Here is a 16,355-nt window from a genome sequence, read left to right as displayed (position 1 = left end):
CTACGGCACCGCCGAGACCGTGTTGCCCGGAGTGCCGATCGCGGCCGCCATCGGCGACCAGCAGGCGGCACTGTTCGGGCAGGCCTGTTTCGAGCCGGGCGAGGCCAAGTGCACCTACGGCACCGGCGGATTCCTGCTGATGAACACCGGCACCAAGCAGGTCCGGTCGAGTCATGGGCTGATCACCACGGTCGGCTACCGCTTCGGCACCCAGAAGCCGGTCTTCGCGCTGGAGGGATCGATCGCGGCGTGCGGATCCGCCATCCAGTGGCTGCGCGACCAGCTCGGCGTCCTGGACAGCGCCGCGGACAGCGAGACCCTCGCCGAGCAGGTCGAGGACAGCGCCGGCGTCTGCTTCGTCCCGGCGTTCTCCGGCCTGTTCGCACCCTACTGGCGGCCGGACGCGCGGGCCGCCATCGTCGGGCTGTCCCGCTTCCACACCGCGGCCCACATCACCCGGGCCGCGCTGGAGGCCGTCTGCTACCAGACCCGCGACGTGGTCGAGGCGATGGCCCAGGACTCCGGCACCGTCCTCGACTGCCTCCAGGTCGACGGCGGCGTCACCGCCAACGCGCTCTGCATGCAGTTGCAGGCCGACATCCTCGGCGTACCGGTCAGCCGTCCGGTGGTCGCCGAGACCACCGCCCTCGGCGCCGCCTACGCGGCCGGGCTCGCGGTCGGCTTCTGGACGTCCCTCGACGAGTTGCGCGCCAACCGCCACGAGGACCGGCGCTGGCAGCCGTCCTGGTCCGCGGCCCGGCGCACCGAAGGAATCACCCGCTGGCGAGCGGCCATCGACCGCACCCTCGACTGGGTCAGCGTCGGCTGACCGAATTTCCGGAAGGAACCAGAATGAAAACCGGAGTGATCTCGCCCCAGGCCCGTGCCAAGGCTCTCGCCATCATGTCGTCCGGCGACGAATTGGACGTGCTGGTCGTCGGCGCCGGCGTGGTCGGGGCCGGCTCGGCCCTGGACGCCGCCACCCGTGGCCTGTCCGTCGGCCTCCTGGAAGCCCGCGACTTCGCCAGCGGCACCTCCAGCCGGTCCAGCAAACTCATCCACGGCGGCCTGCGCTACCTGGAGATGCTCGACTTCAGCCTGGTCCGGGAGGCACTGCGGGAACGCGGCCTGCTGATCCAGAAACTCGCCCCGCACCTGGTCCGCCCGGTGCCGTTCCTCTACCCGCTGCAACACCGGGCCTGGGAGCGCCTCTACGTCGGCGCCGGCGTCGCCCTCTACGACATCCTTGCCCTCTCCGGCGGCGGCGCGGGCGTGCCCGTGCACCGGCACCTGAGCCGGGTCGAAGCGCTCAAGGCGTTCCCGTCGCTGCGCCCGGAGACGCTGGTCGGCGCGATCCGCTACTACGACGCGCAGGTCGACGACGCCCGGCACACCATGTTCCTGGTCCGCACGGCGGCCGCGCACGGGGCGCACGTGGCGTCGCGAACCGAGGTGGTCGGCTTCCTGCGCGAAGGCCGCCGGGTCGTCGGCGTCCGGGCCCGCGACCTGGAGACCGGCGCCGAGTTCGAGATCCGCGCCCGCACGGTGATCAACGCGACCGGCGTGTGGACCGGCGACAGCCAGGCCCTGCTCGAAGGCGTTCGCGGCGAATTCAAGATCACCGCGAGCAAGGGCATCCACCTGGTCGTGCCGCGCGACCGGATCGCCGGCCGCACCGGCATGATCCTGCGTACGGCGACGAGCGTGCTGTTCGTGATCCCGTGGGACCGGCACTGGATCATCGGCACCACCGACACGAAGTGGAACCTCGACAAGTCCGACCCGGCGGCGTCCGGCCGGGACGTCGACTACCTGCTCGACGAGGTCAACAAGGCCCTCGCCACGCCGCTGACCAGAGACGATGTGCAGGGTGTCTACGCCGGCCTGCGCCCGTTGCTGTCGGCTGAGGCGGCCAGCACCGCCAAACTGTCCCGCGAGCACGCGGTCGGCAACCCGGTCCCGGGACTGATCGTGGTTGCCGGCGGCAAGTACACGACGTACCGGGTGATGGCCAAGGACGCGGTCGACGCCGCGGCCCGCGACCTCGCCACCCGCGTGCCGGCGTCCTGCACCGACCAGGTGCCACTGCTCGGCGCCGACGGCTACCGGGCCGCCTGGAACCGGCGCGCCGCCCTGGCCCGCGCCCACGGGCTGCACGTGACCCGGGTGGAGGATCTGCTCCGCCGCTACGGCACCCTGATCGACGAGGTGCTCACGCTCATCGAGGACGACCCGGCTCTGGGCCTCCCCCTGGACGGCGCACCCGGCCACCTGCGCGCCGAGATCGTCTACGCGGCCAGCCACGAGGGCGCCCGCCACCTCGACGATGTGCTGGCACGGCGTACCCGGATCGCTTTCGAAACCCCCGACCGGGGCGTCGCGGCAGCCCGCGCGGCCGCCGCCCTGATCGCGCCGATCCTGGGCTGGTCGTCAGCCGACGCGGACCGCGAGGCCGGCACCTACGAATCCCACGTGATCGCCGAACTGGCCGCCCAGTCCCAGCCCGACGACGAGTCCGCCGACGCCACCCTCCGCGGCACGGCCCTCACCCCGGCCTGACCGGCCCGGCGCTCCGGCGTGCGAGGGGGCACGCCGGAGCGCCATCCCCGGCGCGGAGCTGCTGATCGTCGAAGGGATGGGGCACAACCTGCCGCGCCTGCTGTGGCCGATGCTCACCGCCCGCATCACCGAGCACGCAACCCGGTCGTGAGCCCACCCAAGGCTTCCTTAACCGGCACCGAACTCTCCCACCCAAGATCTCCAAGCCGGCGCCGCACCCTCCCACCAGCCGAACACCCCACCCCATCGCGCTTCCCCACCCAGCGCACACCCCGCCCCATCGCGCCTCCCCACCCAGCGCACACGCAATCCCCATCGTGTCCACGCACCACGCCTACAGGCAGGACGGAAGCACACAGGCCAGCGGTCGTGGGTAGAGGTCGACGCGGAGGGCCGTGCACCGTGGTCGATCTTTGTTCGGCTGGTTCTGGGTGCTGGCTCAGAGCGCTAAAGACAGCACCCACGACCAGCCGGAACCGACCGGCTGGCACTGAGGGCTGTATCAACGGTGCCGAGACAGCGCTGACGACCAGCCGAACAAGATCAACCACCATCCCGGACAGTCCCTCCCCGCTGCGGAAGTGGACGGACGGGCCGCGGACGACGGGCCGCGAGGTAGACGGTGAGCCGCAAGGTGGGGCTATGGGCCGCGGGGTGGGCGGTGCCGGTCAGCGGTTCGGGTCGGGGACCCGGCGCGGGGTGGCGCCGCGCGGCGGCGCCGCGGCCGGTGAGCGGACCGGTAAGCGGGGCCGCCGGACGCGGGAGGCCGTGCCGAGGGCGAAGGCCACCGCCGCCGCCACGGTGACGCCGCCGCACAGCAGGAGGGTTCCGGTATAGCCGAGGATCTCGACGGCGCCGCCGGCCACGATCCCGGCGATCACCATCCCGGCCGTGGTGGCGTTGGCGAACAGGGTGGTGGCGCGCCCGGTGGCCGGCGCCATCACGTCCTGGAAGTAGCGGATCCCGGCAGCGCCGACGACCGCCACCGCCACGCCGCGTACGACCTGGCCGGCGACGAGCAGGGGCAGGCCGCCGGCCAGGACGGTGAGGGCGAAGAAGAACACGAAGCAGCCCATCCCGGCGAGGATGAGCAGGGGTTGGCTGACGTGGCCGGGTACGGCGGCCAGCGCGAGCGCGGCCACCACCTCGACGGCCGCGCAGACGCTGAACAGCACGCCGACGGCCGAGTACGGCTGATGCAGTTCCCGGGTGACGAACAGCGGCATGGCGACCGACCCGGCGAACATGGCGGTGAAGAACAGGGTGATGCCGAGTGTCAGCAGGACCGTGGCGGTCCGGGACAGGGGCCCGCCGGCCGGTGCGCCGGCGGGCGCGCCGCCGGGCGGGTCGTGGCAGGGCGCCGGGACGGCGGCGAGCACCCAGGCGGCCGCCACGGCGAGGACGGCTCCGGCGTACCGGGGAATGGCGGCGTGCCCGGCGGTGGCCAGCACCGCGGTGCCGAGCAGGGGGCCGAGCGCCCAGGCCAGCGACCACACCGACCGCAGCAGCGGCACCGAGCGCCGGGCCGCCGGGCCGCCGCCGGGCAGGGTGCGGGCCAGGGCGAACAGCTGGGGGAAGGCGGCGGCGAGCGCGCCGAGCAGGGTGACGGCCAGCAGGATGAGCAGCGGGAACGAGGTGATCACGGTCATCAGGCAGAGGGCTAAGCCGCCGGAGAGCATGGCCGCGGCGGCGTAGCCGCGGGACGGGCGCCGGTCGAATCCGCGGCCGGCCAGCCAGCTCAGGAGGATGCCGCCGACGCCGTGGACGGAGACGAAGACGCCGGTCTGCCAGGGGCTGATCCCGGTCACATCGGTGACGAACAGGACGAAGTATGAGCCGACCATCGAATCGGCGACGCCGAGCAGCAGCACAGCGACAGCCAGTGACATCGACATCGCTCAAACAGTAGCTGTGCCGAGCGGGAAAAATCAGGCCCAGATCCGCAGGAAAAGCGCACCCAGAATATCGATGATCCTGATGAGGATCGGGTAGCCGGTCGGGAAGAATGCGCAGATCAGGAGGATCAGGACACCGAGGTTCTTGTCCTCGAACCAGAGCCGCATCCAGTTCATGCTCGGGCCGGGCGTACGCAGCGCGTTCCACAGGATGCCGAACCCGTCCAAAGGCGGAATCGGAATGAGCGCCAGCAGACCGAAGGCGAGCAGCCCCACCCCGAGCGACAGGACCACCTGCTGCGCGTACGGCAGGTATCCGGCCCCGAAGAGCACCTGCCCCACGCTCAGGTCGTCGAGCAGATTGTCCGGGAACGCCAGCGAGTACCCCGCGATGATCACCTCACCGCTGAGGATGCAGGCCACCGGCCCGGCCGCGAACACCGCCGCCGCCCGGCCCCGGCCCCGCCAGCGGGACACCTCGTCGACCGACACCACCTTGCCCCAGCCGGTGCCGCCGACCGCCGCCGCGACCGCCCCGAACGGATCGATGTCCTCCCGCAGCCGCAACCGCAGCGACTGCCGGCGCTCGGCCAGCCCGACAGTGCGCGCGGTGAACCGCATGGCCGCGGCACGCAGCCACAGGGACAGCAGGAAGGCGGCGAGCAGGGCGACGAACGCCACCGGATCGCCGAGCGCGAAGAGCACGAGAGTGGAACCTAGCCTCGATCTGCCTGGGCGGCGATGACCTCGCGAGCGAGCTGACGGTAGTTACGGGCACCGGAGGAGGCGGGATCCAGCGTAGTGATCGGAGCGCCCGCCACGGTCGACTCGGGGAACTTCACCGTCTTGGTGATGACCGTCTGGTACACCTTGTCGCCGAACGCCTCGACCACGCGCTGCAACACCTGGCGGCAGTGGGTGGTCCGGGAGTCGTACATGGTGGCGAGGATGCCTTCGAGCTCCAGGTCGAAGTTGAGCCGCTCACGCACCTTGTCGATGGTGTCCAGCAGCAGGGCCACACCGCGCAGCGAGAAGAACTCGCACTCCAGCGGGATGAGCACGCCGTGTGCGATGGTCAGCGCGTTGATCGCCAGCAGGCCGAGCGAGGGCTGGCAGTCGATCAGGATGAAGTCGTACTCCTTGCGGACCGAGCGCAGCGCCCGGGCCAGCGCCATCTCCCGGGCCACCTCGTTGACGAGCTGGATCTCGGCCGCCGAGAGGTCGATGTTGGCGGGCAGCAGGTGCAGGCCGGCCACATCGCTCTTGATGATGACGTCCTCGGTGGTGACGTCGTCCTGCATGAGCAGGTTGTAGACGCTCAGGTCGAGGTTGTGCGGGTTGACGCCCAGGCCGACCGAGCAGGCGCCCTGCGGGTCGAAGTCGACGAGCAGGACCTTGCGCCCGTACTCCGCGAGGGCGGCGCCCAGGTTGATCGTGGTGGTCGTCTTGCCGACGCCACCCTTCTGGTTCGCCAGGGCGATGATCCGGGCCGGGCCGTGCTTGTCGGTCGGCATCGGCTCGGGGATCGGACGGCGCATCGTGTACGCCGTGGGGTCGGCGGGACCCAGATCGGCGCCGAGATCGAGGGAGCTCTGCTGTTCCCGGAGCGCGGAAGTCCAGGCCTCTGCGCGCTCGCCGTTCCCTGACATCGTCCCCGCCCCCTTCCGACTCGTGTCGTGAACCCCGATTTGACATTTAGTTTTCCGCCGCGGGGCTGGCACAGTCGATGCCCGACTGTACGCCACACGCACTGCCCCTTCGGGGTCAGCCGTTCGGCGTGTCGCGCCTACGCATCCATAGCCTCTAACGAGCCCGCGGGTGTGTGGTCGCGTACACCTCACGGAGGCGCTCGACGGTCACCAGGGTATACACCTGCGTCGTGGTGACCGAGGCGTGTCCCAGCAGTTCTTGCACCACCCGTACGTCAGCCCCACCATCGAGCAGATGCGTCGCGTACGAGTGACGCAACGTGTGCGGACTCACCGCATAGGGACCGTCCACCGGGAGGCCCACGGCACTGGCCCACCGGTGCAGCACGGCCCACGCGCTCTGCCGGGACAGCCGGCCGCCCCGGGAGTTCAGGAACACCGCCGGCGTCCCGCGACCGCCGATGATCAGGGTGGGCCTCGCCCGTACCAGATAGGCCTGCAACGCGGCCCGCGCGTAACCGCCCACCGGGACCAGCCGGGTCCTGCCGCCCTTGCCCCGCAGGACCACCGCCGGATCGATGTCCAGGGCCAGGTCGTCGATGTCGGCGCCGACCGCCTCGGAGATCCGCGCCCCGGTGCCGTAGAGGAACTCCAGCATCGCCCGGTCCCGCAGCCCCAGCGGCGAGTCGCCGTCCGGCGCCGCCAGCAGCCGCTCCACCTGATCCACGTCGAGCGCCTTGGGCAGCCGCCGCGGCGGGGCCGGAGGGCGCACGTCGGCCGCCACGTCGTGCGGCACGAGCCGCTCGCGGACCGCGAAGCGGTGCAGGCCGCGGACCGCGGAGACGGCCCGCGCCGCCGAGGCCGACGCCAGCCCCTCCTCCCGCAACCGGGCCAGGTGCCCGGCCACGTCGGACGCCCGCACACCGGACAGGTCGGTGATGCCCGCCGCGGTCAGCCCCTCGGCGTACCGGTCCAGATCGCGACGGTAGGAGGCCACGGTGTTGCGGGACAGGCCACGCTCCACGCTCAGATGGTCCAGATAGGTTCGGATCGCCTGGTCCAGGCTCAGTGGAGCACCTCCGTCAGGGCGATCGTCCGCATCCCGTGCGCCTCGGCGACCGGACCGCAGACCACCTCGCCGCCGAACGTGTTCAGCCCCGCGGCCAGCGCCGGGTCGCCCCGCAGGGCGTCGCGCCAGCCGAGGTTGGCCAGTTCGAGAGCGTACGGCAGGGTCACGTTGGTCAACGCGTAGGTGCTGGTGTGCGGCACCGCCCCGGGCATGTTCGCGACGCAGTAGAACATCGACCCGTGCACCCGGTAGGCCGGGTCGTCGTGCGTGGTCGGGTGCGAGTCCTCGAAGCAGCCGCCCTGGTCGATCGAGATGTCGACCAGCACGCTGCCCGGTTTCATCCGCGCCACCAGATCGTTCGAGATCAGATGCGGCGCCTTCGCGCCGGGCACCAGCACCGCGCCCACCACCAGGTCCGCGTCCAGCACGGCCTTCTCGATCTCGTACGCGTTGGCGGCGATCGTCTGGACGTGCCCGCGATAGTCGGCGTCCACCGCACGCAGCCGGGCCACGTTCTTGTCCAGCAGCAGCACCTCGGCCTGCATGCCGAGCGCGATGGCGGCCGCGTTCAGCCCGGACACCCCGGCGCCGATCACCACCACCTTCGCGGCGTACACCCCGGGCACCCCGCCCATCAGCACGCCGCGCCCGCCGCCCTGCCGCATCAGGTGGTAGGCGCCCACCTGCGGGGCGAGCCGTCCGGCCACCTCGGACATCGGGGCCAGCAGCGGCAGCGACCGGTCCGGCAGCTCGACCGTCTCGTACGCGATCCCGGTCACCCGGCGGTCCAGCAGCGCGTCGGTGCACTCCTTGGACGCCGCCAGATGCAGGTACGTGAACAGCACCTGCCCCGGGCGCATCCGGGCGTACTCCTCGGGCAGGGGTTCCTTGACCTTGAGGACGAGATCGCCGGCCTCCCAGACGGCGTCCGCGCCGGGCAGGATCGACGCCCCGGCGGCCCGGTAGTCGGCGTCGCTGATCGACGATCCGTCACCGGCGCCTGACTGCACGCTGACCTGGTGTCCGGCGCGGACGAACTCGTTGACCCCGGCCGGGGTGACGGCCACCCGGTACTCGTTGTTCTTGACCTCGGTGGGTATCCCGACCCTCATATCCGGCCAGCGTACGCCTGACCTGCGGATCTTTCCGGATTCGTGCACCGGTATCCCCCGGTCGGCGGTCCGGGCTGTACGGTTCCACCCGATGAGCGGCTTTCCCTGGCTTCTGGTGGACCAGAACAGCGACGACGGTGAACTCGTCATCGCCGCCTGCTCCGACATCGACGGTCTGTTCGTCGATGCACCGCAACCGCCGGTCGAGCGGTACAGCCTGCTCGGCTGCGAGCCGGCCGGGCGGCTGCGCGACGCGTGCGACGGCTTCGGCTCCGACTGGCTGGGCAACATCGGCCTGGACGCCATCCACCCGCCGCATTCCAAGCACCCGGCGCACTGCTGGCACTGCGCCGAGGAGCTGCTCGACATCACCGTGCTGGGCGCCCGCCCCTCGCTGCTCGGCTCCCGCCTGTTGGACGTGACGCTGGAGGGCCGGCTGCGGATCGAGGAGCTGGCCCGTGCCGACCGTGCGCCGGAGGCCGACGGGTACCTCCTGGTCGGCGTGACCAGCCACGGCGAGGAGGACTTCGGCTCCTGCCGGGAGGTGGACGGGGTGTTCCGCAACCGGCCGGCGCCGCCGGCCCGGGGCGCCACCCTGATCGGCTGCCGGCCCGAGCCGCCGCTGCAACGGGCCCTGGACGCGCTGGCCCGCGGCGGCGCCCGGCGGCGGCGCTGGATCCAGGCGTCGATCTTCAGCGTGGACCGGGACGGCACGGCGGTCGGCATGGTCGGCGCCGCGATCGGCGCGGAGGTCGCCGCGGTCCGCCCGTCCCGGCTCGGCGCCGGCCTGGTCGACGTCACCCTGGAACCCACGTACGGCGACGCCATCGGCGCCCCCCGCCCGACCGGCGCCCGCTCGGTGTGGCACCGCTGGCGGGCCGGCCGCCCGGACGTGGTCGGCGAGTGGGCCGAGTACGACGCCGACATGCGCCACGAGTGGGCCGGTGTGGCGCTGGCCCACCACGCGCACGGCCGCCCGGACCGCCCGTCCGGGGCCACCTACCACCTGGCCGGACGCCACATCACCGACGTCGAGGGCTTCTTCTGCGCGATCGGCGAGGCGATCAACGGCCCCGGCGGCTACTTCGGCTGGAACCTGGGCGCCCTGCACGACTGCGCGGGCGGCGGCTGGGGCGCGGGGCCCGGCTTCCGGCTGGTCTGGCACGACTCCGAGGTGGCCCGCGCACACCTGGTCCCCGGCTACGACCGCCGCTGGTGGACGCCGGCCGTGACGATGGACGACCTGGTCGGCTACCTGGCCGACTCGAACGTCGACGTCGACCTGCGCTGACCGATTCCGCCCACGCCACCTCAGGCGCTGACGTCGCGCTTGTTCGCGGTGAGCGTGTGCGCGTCCTGGTCCGGCTGGTCGAGGCCGAACGAGATGATCCGCCGCGGGTGGATCCGGATGATCGGCTCCGGCCCGTCGACCGCCTCGCCCCGGCCGCGGATCTCCAGGCAGCGGACCCGCCACGGGTTCACCGACGGCACGTCGTCGACCACGAACGCGACCCGGCCGTTCTCGGCCACGTTCCGGTACTTGCGGCTGGCGGCCATCTTCCAGCCCCGGATGTCGATCGTCGCGGTCTCCGGGTTGTAGGTGAAGCCGACCGGGCTGACCTGCAACGTCCCGTCCGGCTGGACGGTGGCCAGCCGGCCGAGCCGCTGTCCGGCGAGATACGCGAGCTCCTCAGCGGTGAATCCCATGGACCCACCCTGCGACCTCAACAAAGGTTGAGGTCAAGAGGGCCGGCCGACGGTCCCAGCGAAGTCTTTCACGGGCGGGTCGCTCACCCGACGAAGACGCAGAACGTGTGGCCGGCCGGATCCACGTACACCCGAAGGGGTTCCTCCGGATCGCCGGCCTGATCCGAGCGCAACGTGCCGCCGAGGCTGAGCACCCGCCCGTGCTGGCGGTCGAGCTCCTCGACCGAACCGACCTCGATGTCCAGATGCATCTGCTGCGGCACCTCGCCGTCCGGCCACGTGGTCGGGCGCACCCCCTTGGTCTCCTGAAAGGCGAGCCGGTACGACCCGTCCGGCGCGCGCAACTGCAACCAGTCCTTGACCGCCGGCGGCTCGTCTCCCTCGCGATATTCCAGGCCGAGCAGCTCCCGGTAGAACTCGGCCAGACGGCGGGCGTCGGGCGTGTCCAGCACGAACGCTTTGAGCTTCGGAAATGTCATGACCGGGAGGTACCCGCCTACGATGGATCGATGCGTGTCCTCTTCGTCTCCGCGCCGCCGACCGGACACGCGTTCCCGCTGGTCCCCCGGCTGATGTCGAGGGTGGCCGCGGGCGCCGAGATCGCTGCCATGCCGCCGCCGGAGCAGCTGGTCGAGGCGATCCGGCAGGCCGGCCGATGACGCTGATCAAGTGGGTGACCTGCGCGGTCACCGACACGGACGGCTTCCACACCGGCCAGTCCGGCTGGGGCGAGCTGCGCGCGCGGCCCGGCTTCCTGGGCCAGTCCGGCGGCTGGAGCCGCAACACGCCCGGCTACGCGCACGTCTTCGGCCTGTGGCACGACCACGCGGCCTATCGGGCGTTCATGGCCGGGCCGCACGACCGGCTCGCCGCCGCCCAGGCCGGGACCTACCGGTCGATCGAGGTGCGCCTCTTCGAGGCGATCGAGACCGGCCTGTCGGCGGCCGGGCTGGTGCGGCTCGCCCACTGTCGCGTCCATCCCGGTCTCGACCACGATTTCGTACGCGCACAGCAGACCGTCTGGACCCCCGGCATGGCCGCCGCCCCCGGTTTCCGCGGCTGCTCGTTCGGCACCGCCGACGCGCCCGGCCGCCCCGGCCAGATCGAGTTCCTGGTGCTCTCCGGCTGGGCGTCCGCCGCCGACCACGACCTCTACCGCCGGGACCGTTTCCCCGGCCTGTACCGCCGCTCCGGCGCCGCCGGCCACCTGGCCGCGATCGACGGCGACCTGATCGACACGGTTCCGGAGTGGACCGTCTAGACGGTCGTCACGGCCGCGACGTTGCGGGGTGTCCGTTCGACCCAGCGCACCACCGGCAGGCAGAGCGCCCCGCACAGCGCGAAGACCCCGCCGATCACCCACCAGCCCCAGCCGCCGGTCTCGATGGCCAGGACGGTGAACCCGGCCGGCCCGACCATCTTGGCTAGCCCGCCCATCGACCGGCTCATCCCCACGTAGGCGCCGCGCTGCCCGGCCGGCGGCAGCTCGGTGTTCAGGTACCACTGCGCCGACGACAGCCACAGTTCGGTGCCGGTGAACAGAACCACCGCCACCGCCAGCACGGCGACCGTCACCCAGCCTCCGGTCCACCCGCTGAGCGCCACGATCGGGCAGGCCGCCGCGGCCGCCACCGCCGACCACCGCAGCAGCCGGGTGGCCCCGGTCAGCGTGTCGGCGCCCCGCGCGGCCCGCACCTGGAGCAGCACCGCCATCGCCGTGTTCAGGGCGAAGAGCGCCCCGAGGACCGGTTTCGGCGCGTCGGTCATGGTGATCGCCCACAGTGGCAGGATCTCCGCCCAGACGGTGCTGTGCAGCCAGAGCACCCCGAACAGCGCGGCCAGGCCGGTGAACGGGCGGTCCCGCAGCACACCCCACGGGCTGGGCCGCTCCCCCTCGGCGGGCGGCGGTGTCGCGGCGTGCGGCATCCGGGCCACGAAGACGGCGTTGAGGGCGGTGCCGGCAGCCGCGGTCAGCACCAGGATCAGCAAGCCGGGCCGGGAGTCCAGGGCCAGCGCGAGGGCGCCGATGCCGGAGCCGACGGTGAACCCCACGTTCAGGTACGCCCGGGCGAATGCCATGACGCGTACCCGGTTCTCCTTGGGCACGACGGCCGCGGTGTAGACGACCCGGCCCGCGTTCGCCAGCGTCTCGGCCGCCGTCTGCGTGCAGATCACCAGCAGGAACAGCGCGAAGCCGTCGGCCAGCGGGTAGGCCGCGAACGCCGCGGCCTCGGCGATCGCCCCGGCCACCCAGGCACGCCGGCCGCCGATCCGGTCGGCGAGGTGCCCGAACGGGAACGATCCGGCCAGCCCGACGAACCCGGCCACGGACAGGCCGATGCCGATCTGGACCGGTTCGAGGCCGACGTACAGGCTGAAGAAGACCACGCTTCCGGTGAGGAAGGTGCCGTTGCCGACCGCGTAGAGCGCCGACTGGAACGCGATCGCACGCGGCAGCCCCGGCGGCGGCAGGATCTTCCCGATTCTTCCCCACAGCGCATTCATCAACGCCTATAAGATCATTGCCCGCCGCCCCGGAAGAAGAGGGGTGGCTCCCCTAGGGGGGCGATCAGGGCGCTTCCGGATATGGCCGGCATCCGATGTCCATCGAGGATGGATTGATGTTGCTCCATGGAGCCGTAGCGCTCGCACTGACCCTGACTCCGGTCACCGGTTCTGATCGCCCGGTCCTCGACTGGGGCGAGTGCCCGGACAACGCCGCGGTGCAGTGCGCCGACCTGCGGCTGCCGGTCGACTGGTCCCGGTCGGACGGCGAGACCTTCGCACTGGCGGTGGCCCGGCGACCGGCTCCCGACCCGGCGAAACGGATCGGCACCCTGGTCTTCGGACCGGGCGGCCCCGGCGACTCCGGGGTCGGCAAGGTGCTCGACGGCACCCGGTTCAGCCCGGAGATCCTGGACCGCTTCGATGTGGTGAGCTTCGATCCGCGTACCGTCGAAGGAAGCGCCGCGCCCGTCTGCGAGCCGGACCCGGATCTCCCGCGCCCGCCGATCGTGCTCCGCGACCAGGCCGATTTCGACACCACCGTGACGTGGAACCGCGCCCTCTGGACGCGCTGCCGGGCGTCGAGCCCGGTCTTCGACCACGCCTCCACGCTGGACACCGTGCGTGACATCGAGGCCTTGCGCCGCGCCCTCGGCGAGTCGAGCCTGACCTTCCACGGCAGTTCCTACGGCACCCTGCTGGGCCAGCAGTACGCCGAGCGCCACCCGCACCGGGTCCGCGCCGTCGTCCTGGAGGGCGTCTTCGACCACGGGCTGGACCTGCGCGGTTTCGTCCGCACCCAGGCGGCCTCCCTCCAGGACGCGTTCGAGGAGTTCCTGGCCTGGTGCGACGCCACCGGGCAGTGTGGCGGGGACATCCGCGGCGAGTGGGCGAAGCTGGGCGATCTCGAGCGCAGCGTGCTGCCGCTGATGACCCTGAACGGTCCGGACCGGCCCCGGCTGGCCGCCCTGATCCGCCGGTACGCCGCCGGCCAGGGCCCGCCGATCACGCTGCCGCCGATCGCCGCCGGTGCGTTCTGCGCCGACTTCCCGGCCCCGGTCCGCGACTACCGTGAGTACGCGTCGCTGCTGCGGGAGGCGGCCCACGCCGGCCCGGACGTCCGCTACGGCGCCGGCGTCGCGGCCATCTCCACGTGTCTGGGCTGGCCGAAACCGGTCACCAACCCGCCGCACCGGCTGCGGGTCCGCACCGACATCCCGCTGCTGCTGCTCAACGCCCGCCACGACCCGCGGACCGGCCTGAACTGGGCCACCCGGATCGCCGCCGAACTGGGCCGGCACGGCCGGCTGGTCACCTACGAGGGCGCCGGCCACGGCGTCTACCGGGACACCCCGTGCACCGAGGCGGTCGTCGACCGCTACCTGATCGACCTGGCCGTCCCGCCGCCGGGCGCGACCTGCCCCGCCCCGAGCGCGGCCAGCGCCAGGTCGAGCAGCCCGTCCGCGTAGGCCTCGGTGAGCGGGCCGGTCCGCAGCATCCACCGGTGGTACATCGGCCCGATGAGCAGCTCGACCGCCTGATCGAGGTCGGCGTCCGCCCGCAGGTCGCCGGCCTCGCGGGCGGACCGCAGGCGCGCCACGATCGTGCCGAGCTGTGGTCGCAGCAGCCGGTCGCGGACCTGTTCGGCGAAGGTCTCGCTGGTCAGCGCCTCGACGGTGAGCGCCCGGGTGGTGGCCGACAGCCGCGGGTCGGCCAGCTCGGCGACGATCGCCCGGATGACCGGCCGCAGATCCGCCTCCAGGTCGCCGGTGTCCGGCAGCGGCGGCGGCTCGGACGCGCCGGCCTGCTCGACGAGGGCGTCCAGGACCACCGCGCCCCGGCCGGACCACCAGCGGTAGATGGTCTGCTTGCCGACGCCGGCGCGGGCGGCGATCGCCTCGATGGTCAGGTCGGCGTATCCCGACTCGTGCAGCAGGGCCAGCGCGGATTCCAGGATCGCCTGGCGGGAACGTTCGCTGCGGCGGGCGGCATTGGGCATGACGAAATTCTATAACGAGACGCTACGTCTCGTCTTGACATCCTGGGCCAGAGACGAGACGCTACGTCTCGTCTAGTAAAGATGGAGGACGTCATGCCGCACATCGCCATGGTCAGCATCCCCGCGCCCGGACACGTCAACCCGAGCGCCGAGGTGATCCGGGAACTCGTCACCCGCGGCCACCGCGTCACCTACGCAAACGACGTGAGCTGGGCCGACGCCGTGACCGCCACCGGGGCCGAGTTCAAGCCGTACACGTCGACGCTGCCGGCCGCGGACAACGGCGCCGACGGCGACATGATCGACCAGCTCACGCTCTTCCTCGACGACGCGATCGCGATGCTCCCGCAGTTGCGCAAGGCGTACGAGAACGACCGCCCCGACCTGTTCCTCTACGACATCGCGGCCGCACCGGTCCGGCTGCTCGCCGAACAGTGGGGCATCCCCGCCATGCAGATCTCCCCCACCTACGTGGCCTGGGACGGCTACGAACAGGAGATGGCGCCCTACGTCGACCAGATGCGCGCCGACCCGCGCGGCGCCGACTACTACCGCCGCTTCGAACAGTGGCTACGCGACAACGGCTCCTCGATCACCGACAGCGCCGCCTTCCAGGGCCGCCCCGACCGCGCGCTGGTGCTCATCCCCCGGCACATGCAACCGAACGCCGACCGCGTCGACGACAAGGTCTACTCGTTCGCCGGGCCGGTCCTCGGCGACCGCGCCGGCCAGGGCGCCTGGACCCGTCCCGCGGGCGCCGGGAAGGTGCTGCTCATCTCCCTGGGATCGGCCTTCACCGAACACCCGGAGTTCTACCGCCGCTGCATCCGAGCCTTCGGCGACCTGCCCGGCTGGCACGTCGTACTCCAGATCGGCTCGAAGGTCGAGGAGTCCGAACTCGGCGACGTACCCGCCAACATCGAGGTCCACCCGTGGGTGCCGCAACTGGAGATCCTGCGCCAGGCGGACGCGTTCCTCACCCACGGCGGCATGGGCGGCAGCGTCGAGGGCCTCTCCTGCGGCACCCCGATGCTTGTCGCACCGCAGGCCGCCGACCAGTTCGGCAACGCCGACCGCCTGGTCGAGCTGGGCGTCGCCCAGCGCATCGACACCGCCGAGATCACAGCGGATCAGTTGCGCTCCGCGTTCCGCACCCTGATCGACGATCCCGGGGTACGCGAGACGAGCACCCGAATCAGCCGGGAGCTGCACGCCTCCAGCGGCGCCGGACACGCCGTGGCGCTCATCGAGGCGGAACTGCCCCGATGAGCGCCACGGTGGGACTCAGGATCCGAGCAGGGTCCAGCCGGAGTCGCGGGCCCGGGCGGCGGCCAGCAGACCGCAGACCGCCGCGGCGTTGGTGATCTCACCGCGGAAGACCATGGCGACGCACTCGTCCAGGTCGACGCGGCGCACCTGGAGGTCGGCCTCCTCGGCGGTCCGCACGTGCCGGTCCGCCTCGGGCACCGGCGACAGGTCGCGGGCCAGGAAGACCCGGACGAACTCGTCGGCGAACCCGGGCGAGGTGTGCAGGTCGATCAGCGGCTCGATCCGCCCGGCCGCCAGGTCGGCCTCCTCGGCCAGTTCGCGGCCGGCGGTGAGCGCCTCGTCCTCGCCGACCACGTCACGCAGCCCGGCCGGCAGCTCCCACAGGTGCCGGCCGACCGGATGCCGGTACTGACGGATCAGCACCACCCGGTCCTGCTCGTCGAGGGCCACCACGACGACGGCGCCCCGGTTCTCCACCACGTCGCGGGCCGCGGTGCCGCCGTCGGACATGGTCACCTGGTCGGTGTAGACCGAGAAGATCGCTCCGTGGTACCGCTCGGCGCGGGACACCGTCTCGTGGATGAAGGCCAT

General features: G+C 72.0%; 17 protein-coding genes. 7 read left to right on the top strand and 10 right to left on the bottom strand.

From position 1 onward, the window contains the following. Positions 1 to 829: FGGY family carbohydrate kinase (locus tag IEZ13_RS45005; RefSeq protein ID WP_268240216.1), on the top strand; the 829-nt coding region annotated here is incomplete at its 5' end. A gap of 23 nt (positions 830 to 852) precedes the next feature. Further along, positions 853 to 2,559 (top strand): glycerol-3-phosphate dehydrogenase/oxidase, encoded by a 1,707-nt coding sequence (locus tag IEZ13_RS45000; protein ID WP_183221668.1) that lies wholly within the window; start codon positions 853 to 855, stop codon positions 2,557 to 2,559. A gap of 668 nt (positions 2,560 to 3,227) precedes the next feature. Here the strand turns inward: IEZ13_RS45000 and IEZ13_RS44995 are convergent. The 5 genes from IEZ13_RS44995 to ald form a co-directional block, all read right to left on the bottom strand. Then, positions 3,228 to 4,454, bottom strand: a complete 1,227-nt coding sequence (locus tag IEZ13_RS44995) for an MFS transporter (RefSeq protein WP_183221666.1) — start codon at positions 4,452 to 4,454, stop codon at positions 3,228 to 3,230. A 33-nt stretch (positions 4,455 to 4,487) separates the two neighbouring features. Further along, positions 4,488 to 5,159 (bottom strand): zinc metalloprotease, encoded by a 672-nt coding sequence (locus IEZ13_RS44990; RefSeq protein ID WP_183221664.1) that lies wholly within the window; start codon positions 5,157 to 5,159, stop codon positions 4,488 to 4,490. Positions 5,160 to 5,170: 11 nt separating this feature from the next. After that, the gene (locus IEZ13_RS44985) at positions 5,171 to 6,103 is read right to left on the bottom strand and encodes a ParA family protein (RefSeq protein WP_183221662.1); all 933 of its coding nucleotides are present in this window, start codon (positions 6,101 to 6,103) and stop codon (positions 5,171 to 5,173) included. A gap of 154 nt (positions 6,104 to 6,257) precedes the next feature. Further along, complete coding sequence (xerD, locus tag IEZ13_RS44980; RefSeq protein ID WP_221245569.1) at positions 6,258 to 7,172, bottom strand: site-specific tyrosine recombinase XerD; 915 nt, start codon at positions 7,170 to 7,172, stop codon at positions 6,258 to 6,260. After that, complete coding sequence (gene ald / locus IEZ13_RS44975) at positions 7,169 to 8,284, bottom strand: alanine dehydrogenase (protein WP_183221660.1); 1,116 nt, start codon at positions 8,282 to 8,284, stop codon at positions 7,169 to 7,171. Before ald ends, xerD begins: the two co-directional genes overlap by 4 nt. A 91-nt stretch (positions 8,285 to 8,375) precedes the next feature. On the opposite strand from ald, the gene IEZ13_RS44970 reads away from it, so the two are divergent. Then, positions 8,376 to 9,575, top strand: a complete 1,200-nt coding sequence (locus IEZ13_RS44970; protein ID WP_183221658.1) for a barstar family protein — start codon at positions 8,376 to 8,378, stop codon at positions 9,573 to 9,575. Between the two features lie 20 nt (positions 9,576 to 9,595). On the opposite strand, the gene IEZ13_RS44965 is transcribed toward IEZ13_RS44970, so the two are convergent. Continuing rightward, the gene (locus tag IEZ13_RS44965; RefSeq protein ID WP_183221656.1) at positions 9,596 to 9,991 is read right to left on the bottom strand and encodes a PPOX class F420-dependent oxidoreductase; all 396 of its coding nucleotides are present in this window, start codon (positions 9,989 to 9,991) and stop codon (positions 9,596 to 9,598) included. An 83-nt stretch (positions 9,992 to 10,074) separates the two neighbouring features. Beyond that, positions 10,075 to 10,470, bottom strand: coding sequence for a VOC family protein (locus IEZ13_RS44960; RefSeq protein WP_183221653.1), 396 nt, complete (start codon positions 10,468 to 10,470; stop codon positions 10,075 to 10,077). A 30-nt stretch (positions 10,471 to 10,500) separates the two neighbouring features. Between IEZ13_RS44960 and IEZ13_RS44955 the strand changes: the two genes are divergently transcribed. Together IEZ13_RS44955 and IEZ13_RS44950 are read left to right on the top strand one after the other, a co-directional pair. After that, positions 10,501 to 10,650, top strand: coding sequence for a hypothetical protein (locus tag IEZ13_RS44955; RefSeq protein ID WP_183221651.1), 150 nt, complete (start codon positions 10,501 to 10,503; stop codon positions 10,648 to 10,650). Beyond that, complete coding sequence (locus IEZ13_RS44950) at positions 10,647 to 11,252, top strand: YdbC family protein (RefSeq protein WP_183221649.1); 606 nt, start codon at positions 10,647 to 10,649, stop codon at positions 11,250 to 11,252. The genes IEZ13_RS44955 and IEZ13_RS44950 overlap by 4 nt, the downstream gene beginning before the upstream one ends. Here IEZ13_RS44950 and IEZ13_RS44945 read toward each other — a convergent pair. Continuing rightward, positions 11,249 to 12,496 (bottom strand): MFS transporter, encoded by a 1,248-nt coding sequence (locus tag IEZ13_RS44945; protein WP_183221647.1) that lies wholly within the window; start codon positions 12,494 to 12,496, stop codon positions 11,249 to 11,251. The genes IEZ13_RS44950 and IEZ13_RS44945 overlap by 4 nt on opposite strands. 116 nt (positions 12,497 to 12,612) lie before the next feature. Between IEZ13_RS44945 and IEZ13_RS44940 the strand changes: the two genes are divergently transcribed. Further along, on the top strand, positions 12,613 to 13,965 hold the full coding sequence (locus tag IEZ13_RS44940; RefSeq protein WP_229795786.1) for an alpha/beta hydrolase: 1,353 nt from the start codon (positions 12,613 to 12,615) through the stop codon (positions 13,963 to 13,965). Here the strand turns inward: IEZ13_RS44940 and IEZ13_RS44935 are convergent. Then, entirely contained in the window at positions 13,875 to 14,495 is a 621-nt protein-coding gene (locus IEZ13_RS44935; protein WP_183221643.1) for a TetR/AcrR family transcriptional regulator, read from the bottom strand. The two genes, IEZ13_RS44940 and IEZ13_RS44935, sit on opposite strands and share 91 nt — an antisense overlap. 81 nt (positions 14,496 to 14,576) lie before the next feature. Between IEZ13_RS44935 and IEZ13_RS44930 the strand changes: the two genes are divergently transcribed. Continuing rightward, positions 14,577 to 15,764 (top strand): macrolide family glycosyltransferase, encoded by a 1,188-nt coding sequence (locus tag IEZ13_RS44930; RefSeq protein ID WP_372441964.1) that lies wholly within the window; start codon positions 14,577 to 14,579, stop codon positions 15,762 to 15,764. 15 nt (positions 15,765 to 15,779) lie between these two features. Here the strand turns inward: IEZ13_RS44930 and IEZ13_RS44925 are convergent, their stop codons facing one another. Then, complete coding sequence (locus tag IEZ13_RS44925; protein WP_183221639.1) at positions 15,780 to 16,355, bottom strand: NUDIX domain-containing protein; 576 nt, start codon at positions 16,353 to 16,355, stop codon at positions 15,780 to 15,782.

The sequence above is a fragment of the Actinoplanes campanulatus genome, from assembly GCF_014647795.1.
In the GTDB taxonomy this organism is placed as follows: Bacteria; Actinomycetota; Actinomycetes; order Mycobacteriales; family Micromonosporaceae; genus Actinoplanes; species Actinoplanes campanulatus.
Note: the sequence above shows the minus strand (reverse complement) of the source record. Positions and strands in the feature narration are given on the sequence as shown.

What these genes read in the sequence shown, in the direction of transcription:
- IEZ13_RS45000 (WP_183221668.1), top strand. Translation starts at nt 853, where the DNA reads ATGAAAACCGGAGTGATCTCGCCCCAGGCCCGTGCCAAGGCTCTCGCC.
- IEZ13_RS44995 (WP_183221666.1), bottom strand. Translation starts at nt 4,454, where the DNA reads ATGTCGATGTCACTGGCTGTCGCTGTGCTGCTGCTCGGCGTCGCCGAT.
- IEZ13_RS44985 (WP_183221662.1), bottom strand. Translation starts at nt 6,103, where the DNA reads ATGTCAGGGAACGGCGAGCGCGCAGAGGCCTGGACTTCCGCGCTCCGG.
- ald (WP_183221660.1), bottom strand. Translation starts at nt 8,284, where the DNA reads ATGAGGGTCGGGATACCCACCGAGGTCAAGAACAACGAGTACCGGGTG.
- IEZ13_RS44970 (WP_183221658.1), top strand. Translation starts at nt 8,376, where the DNA reads ATGAGCGGCTTTCCCTGGCTTCTGGTGGACCAGAACAGCGACGACGGT.
- IEZ13_RS44965 (WP_183221656.1), bottom strand. Translation starts at nt 9,991, where the DNA reads ATGGGATTCACCGCTGAGGAGCTCGCGTATCTCGCCGGACAGCGGCTC.
- IEZ13_RS44960 (WP_183221653.1), bottom strand. Translation starts at nt 10,470, where the DNA reads ATGACATTTCCGAAGCTCAAAGCGTTCGTGCTGGACACGCCCGACGCC.
- IEZ13_RS44955 (WP_183221651.1), top strand. Translation starts at nt 10,501, where the DNA reads ATGCGTGTCCTCTTCGTCTCCGCGCCGCCGACCGGACACGCGTTCCCG.
- IEZ13_RS44950 (WP_183221649.1), top strand. Translation starts at nt 10,647, where the DNA reads ATGACGCTGATCAAGTGGGTGACCTGCGCGGTCACCGACACGGACGGC.
- IEZ13_RS44945 (WP_183221647.1), bottom strand. Translation starts at nt 12,496, where the DNA reads ATGAATGCGCTGTGGGGAAGAATCGGGAAGATCCTGCCGCCGCCGGGG.
- IEZ13_RS44940 (WP_229795786.1), top strand. Translation starts at nt 12,613, where the DNA reads ATGTTGCTCCATGGAGCCGTAGCGCTCGCACTGACCCTGACTCCGGTC.
- IEZ13_RS44935 (WP_183221643.1), bottom strand. Translation starts at nt 14,495, where the DNA reads ATGCCCAATGCCGCCCGCCGCAGCGAACGTTCCCGCCAGGCGATCCTG.
- IEZ13_RS44930 (WP_372441964.1), top strand. Translation starts at nt 14,577, where the DNA reads ATGGAGGACGTCATGCCGCACATCGCCATGGTCAGCATCCCCGCGCCC.
- IEZ13_RS44925 (WP_183221639.1), bottom strand. Translation starts at nt 16,355, where the DNA reads ATGGCCTTCATCCACGAGACGGTGTCCCGCGCCGAGCGGTACCACGGA.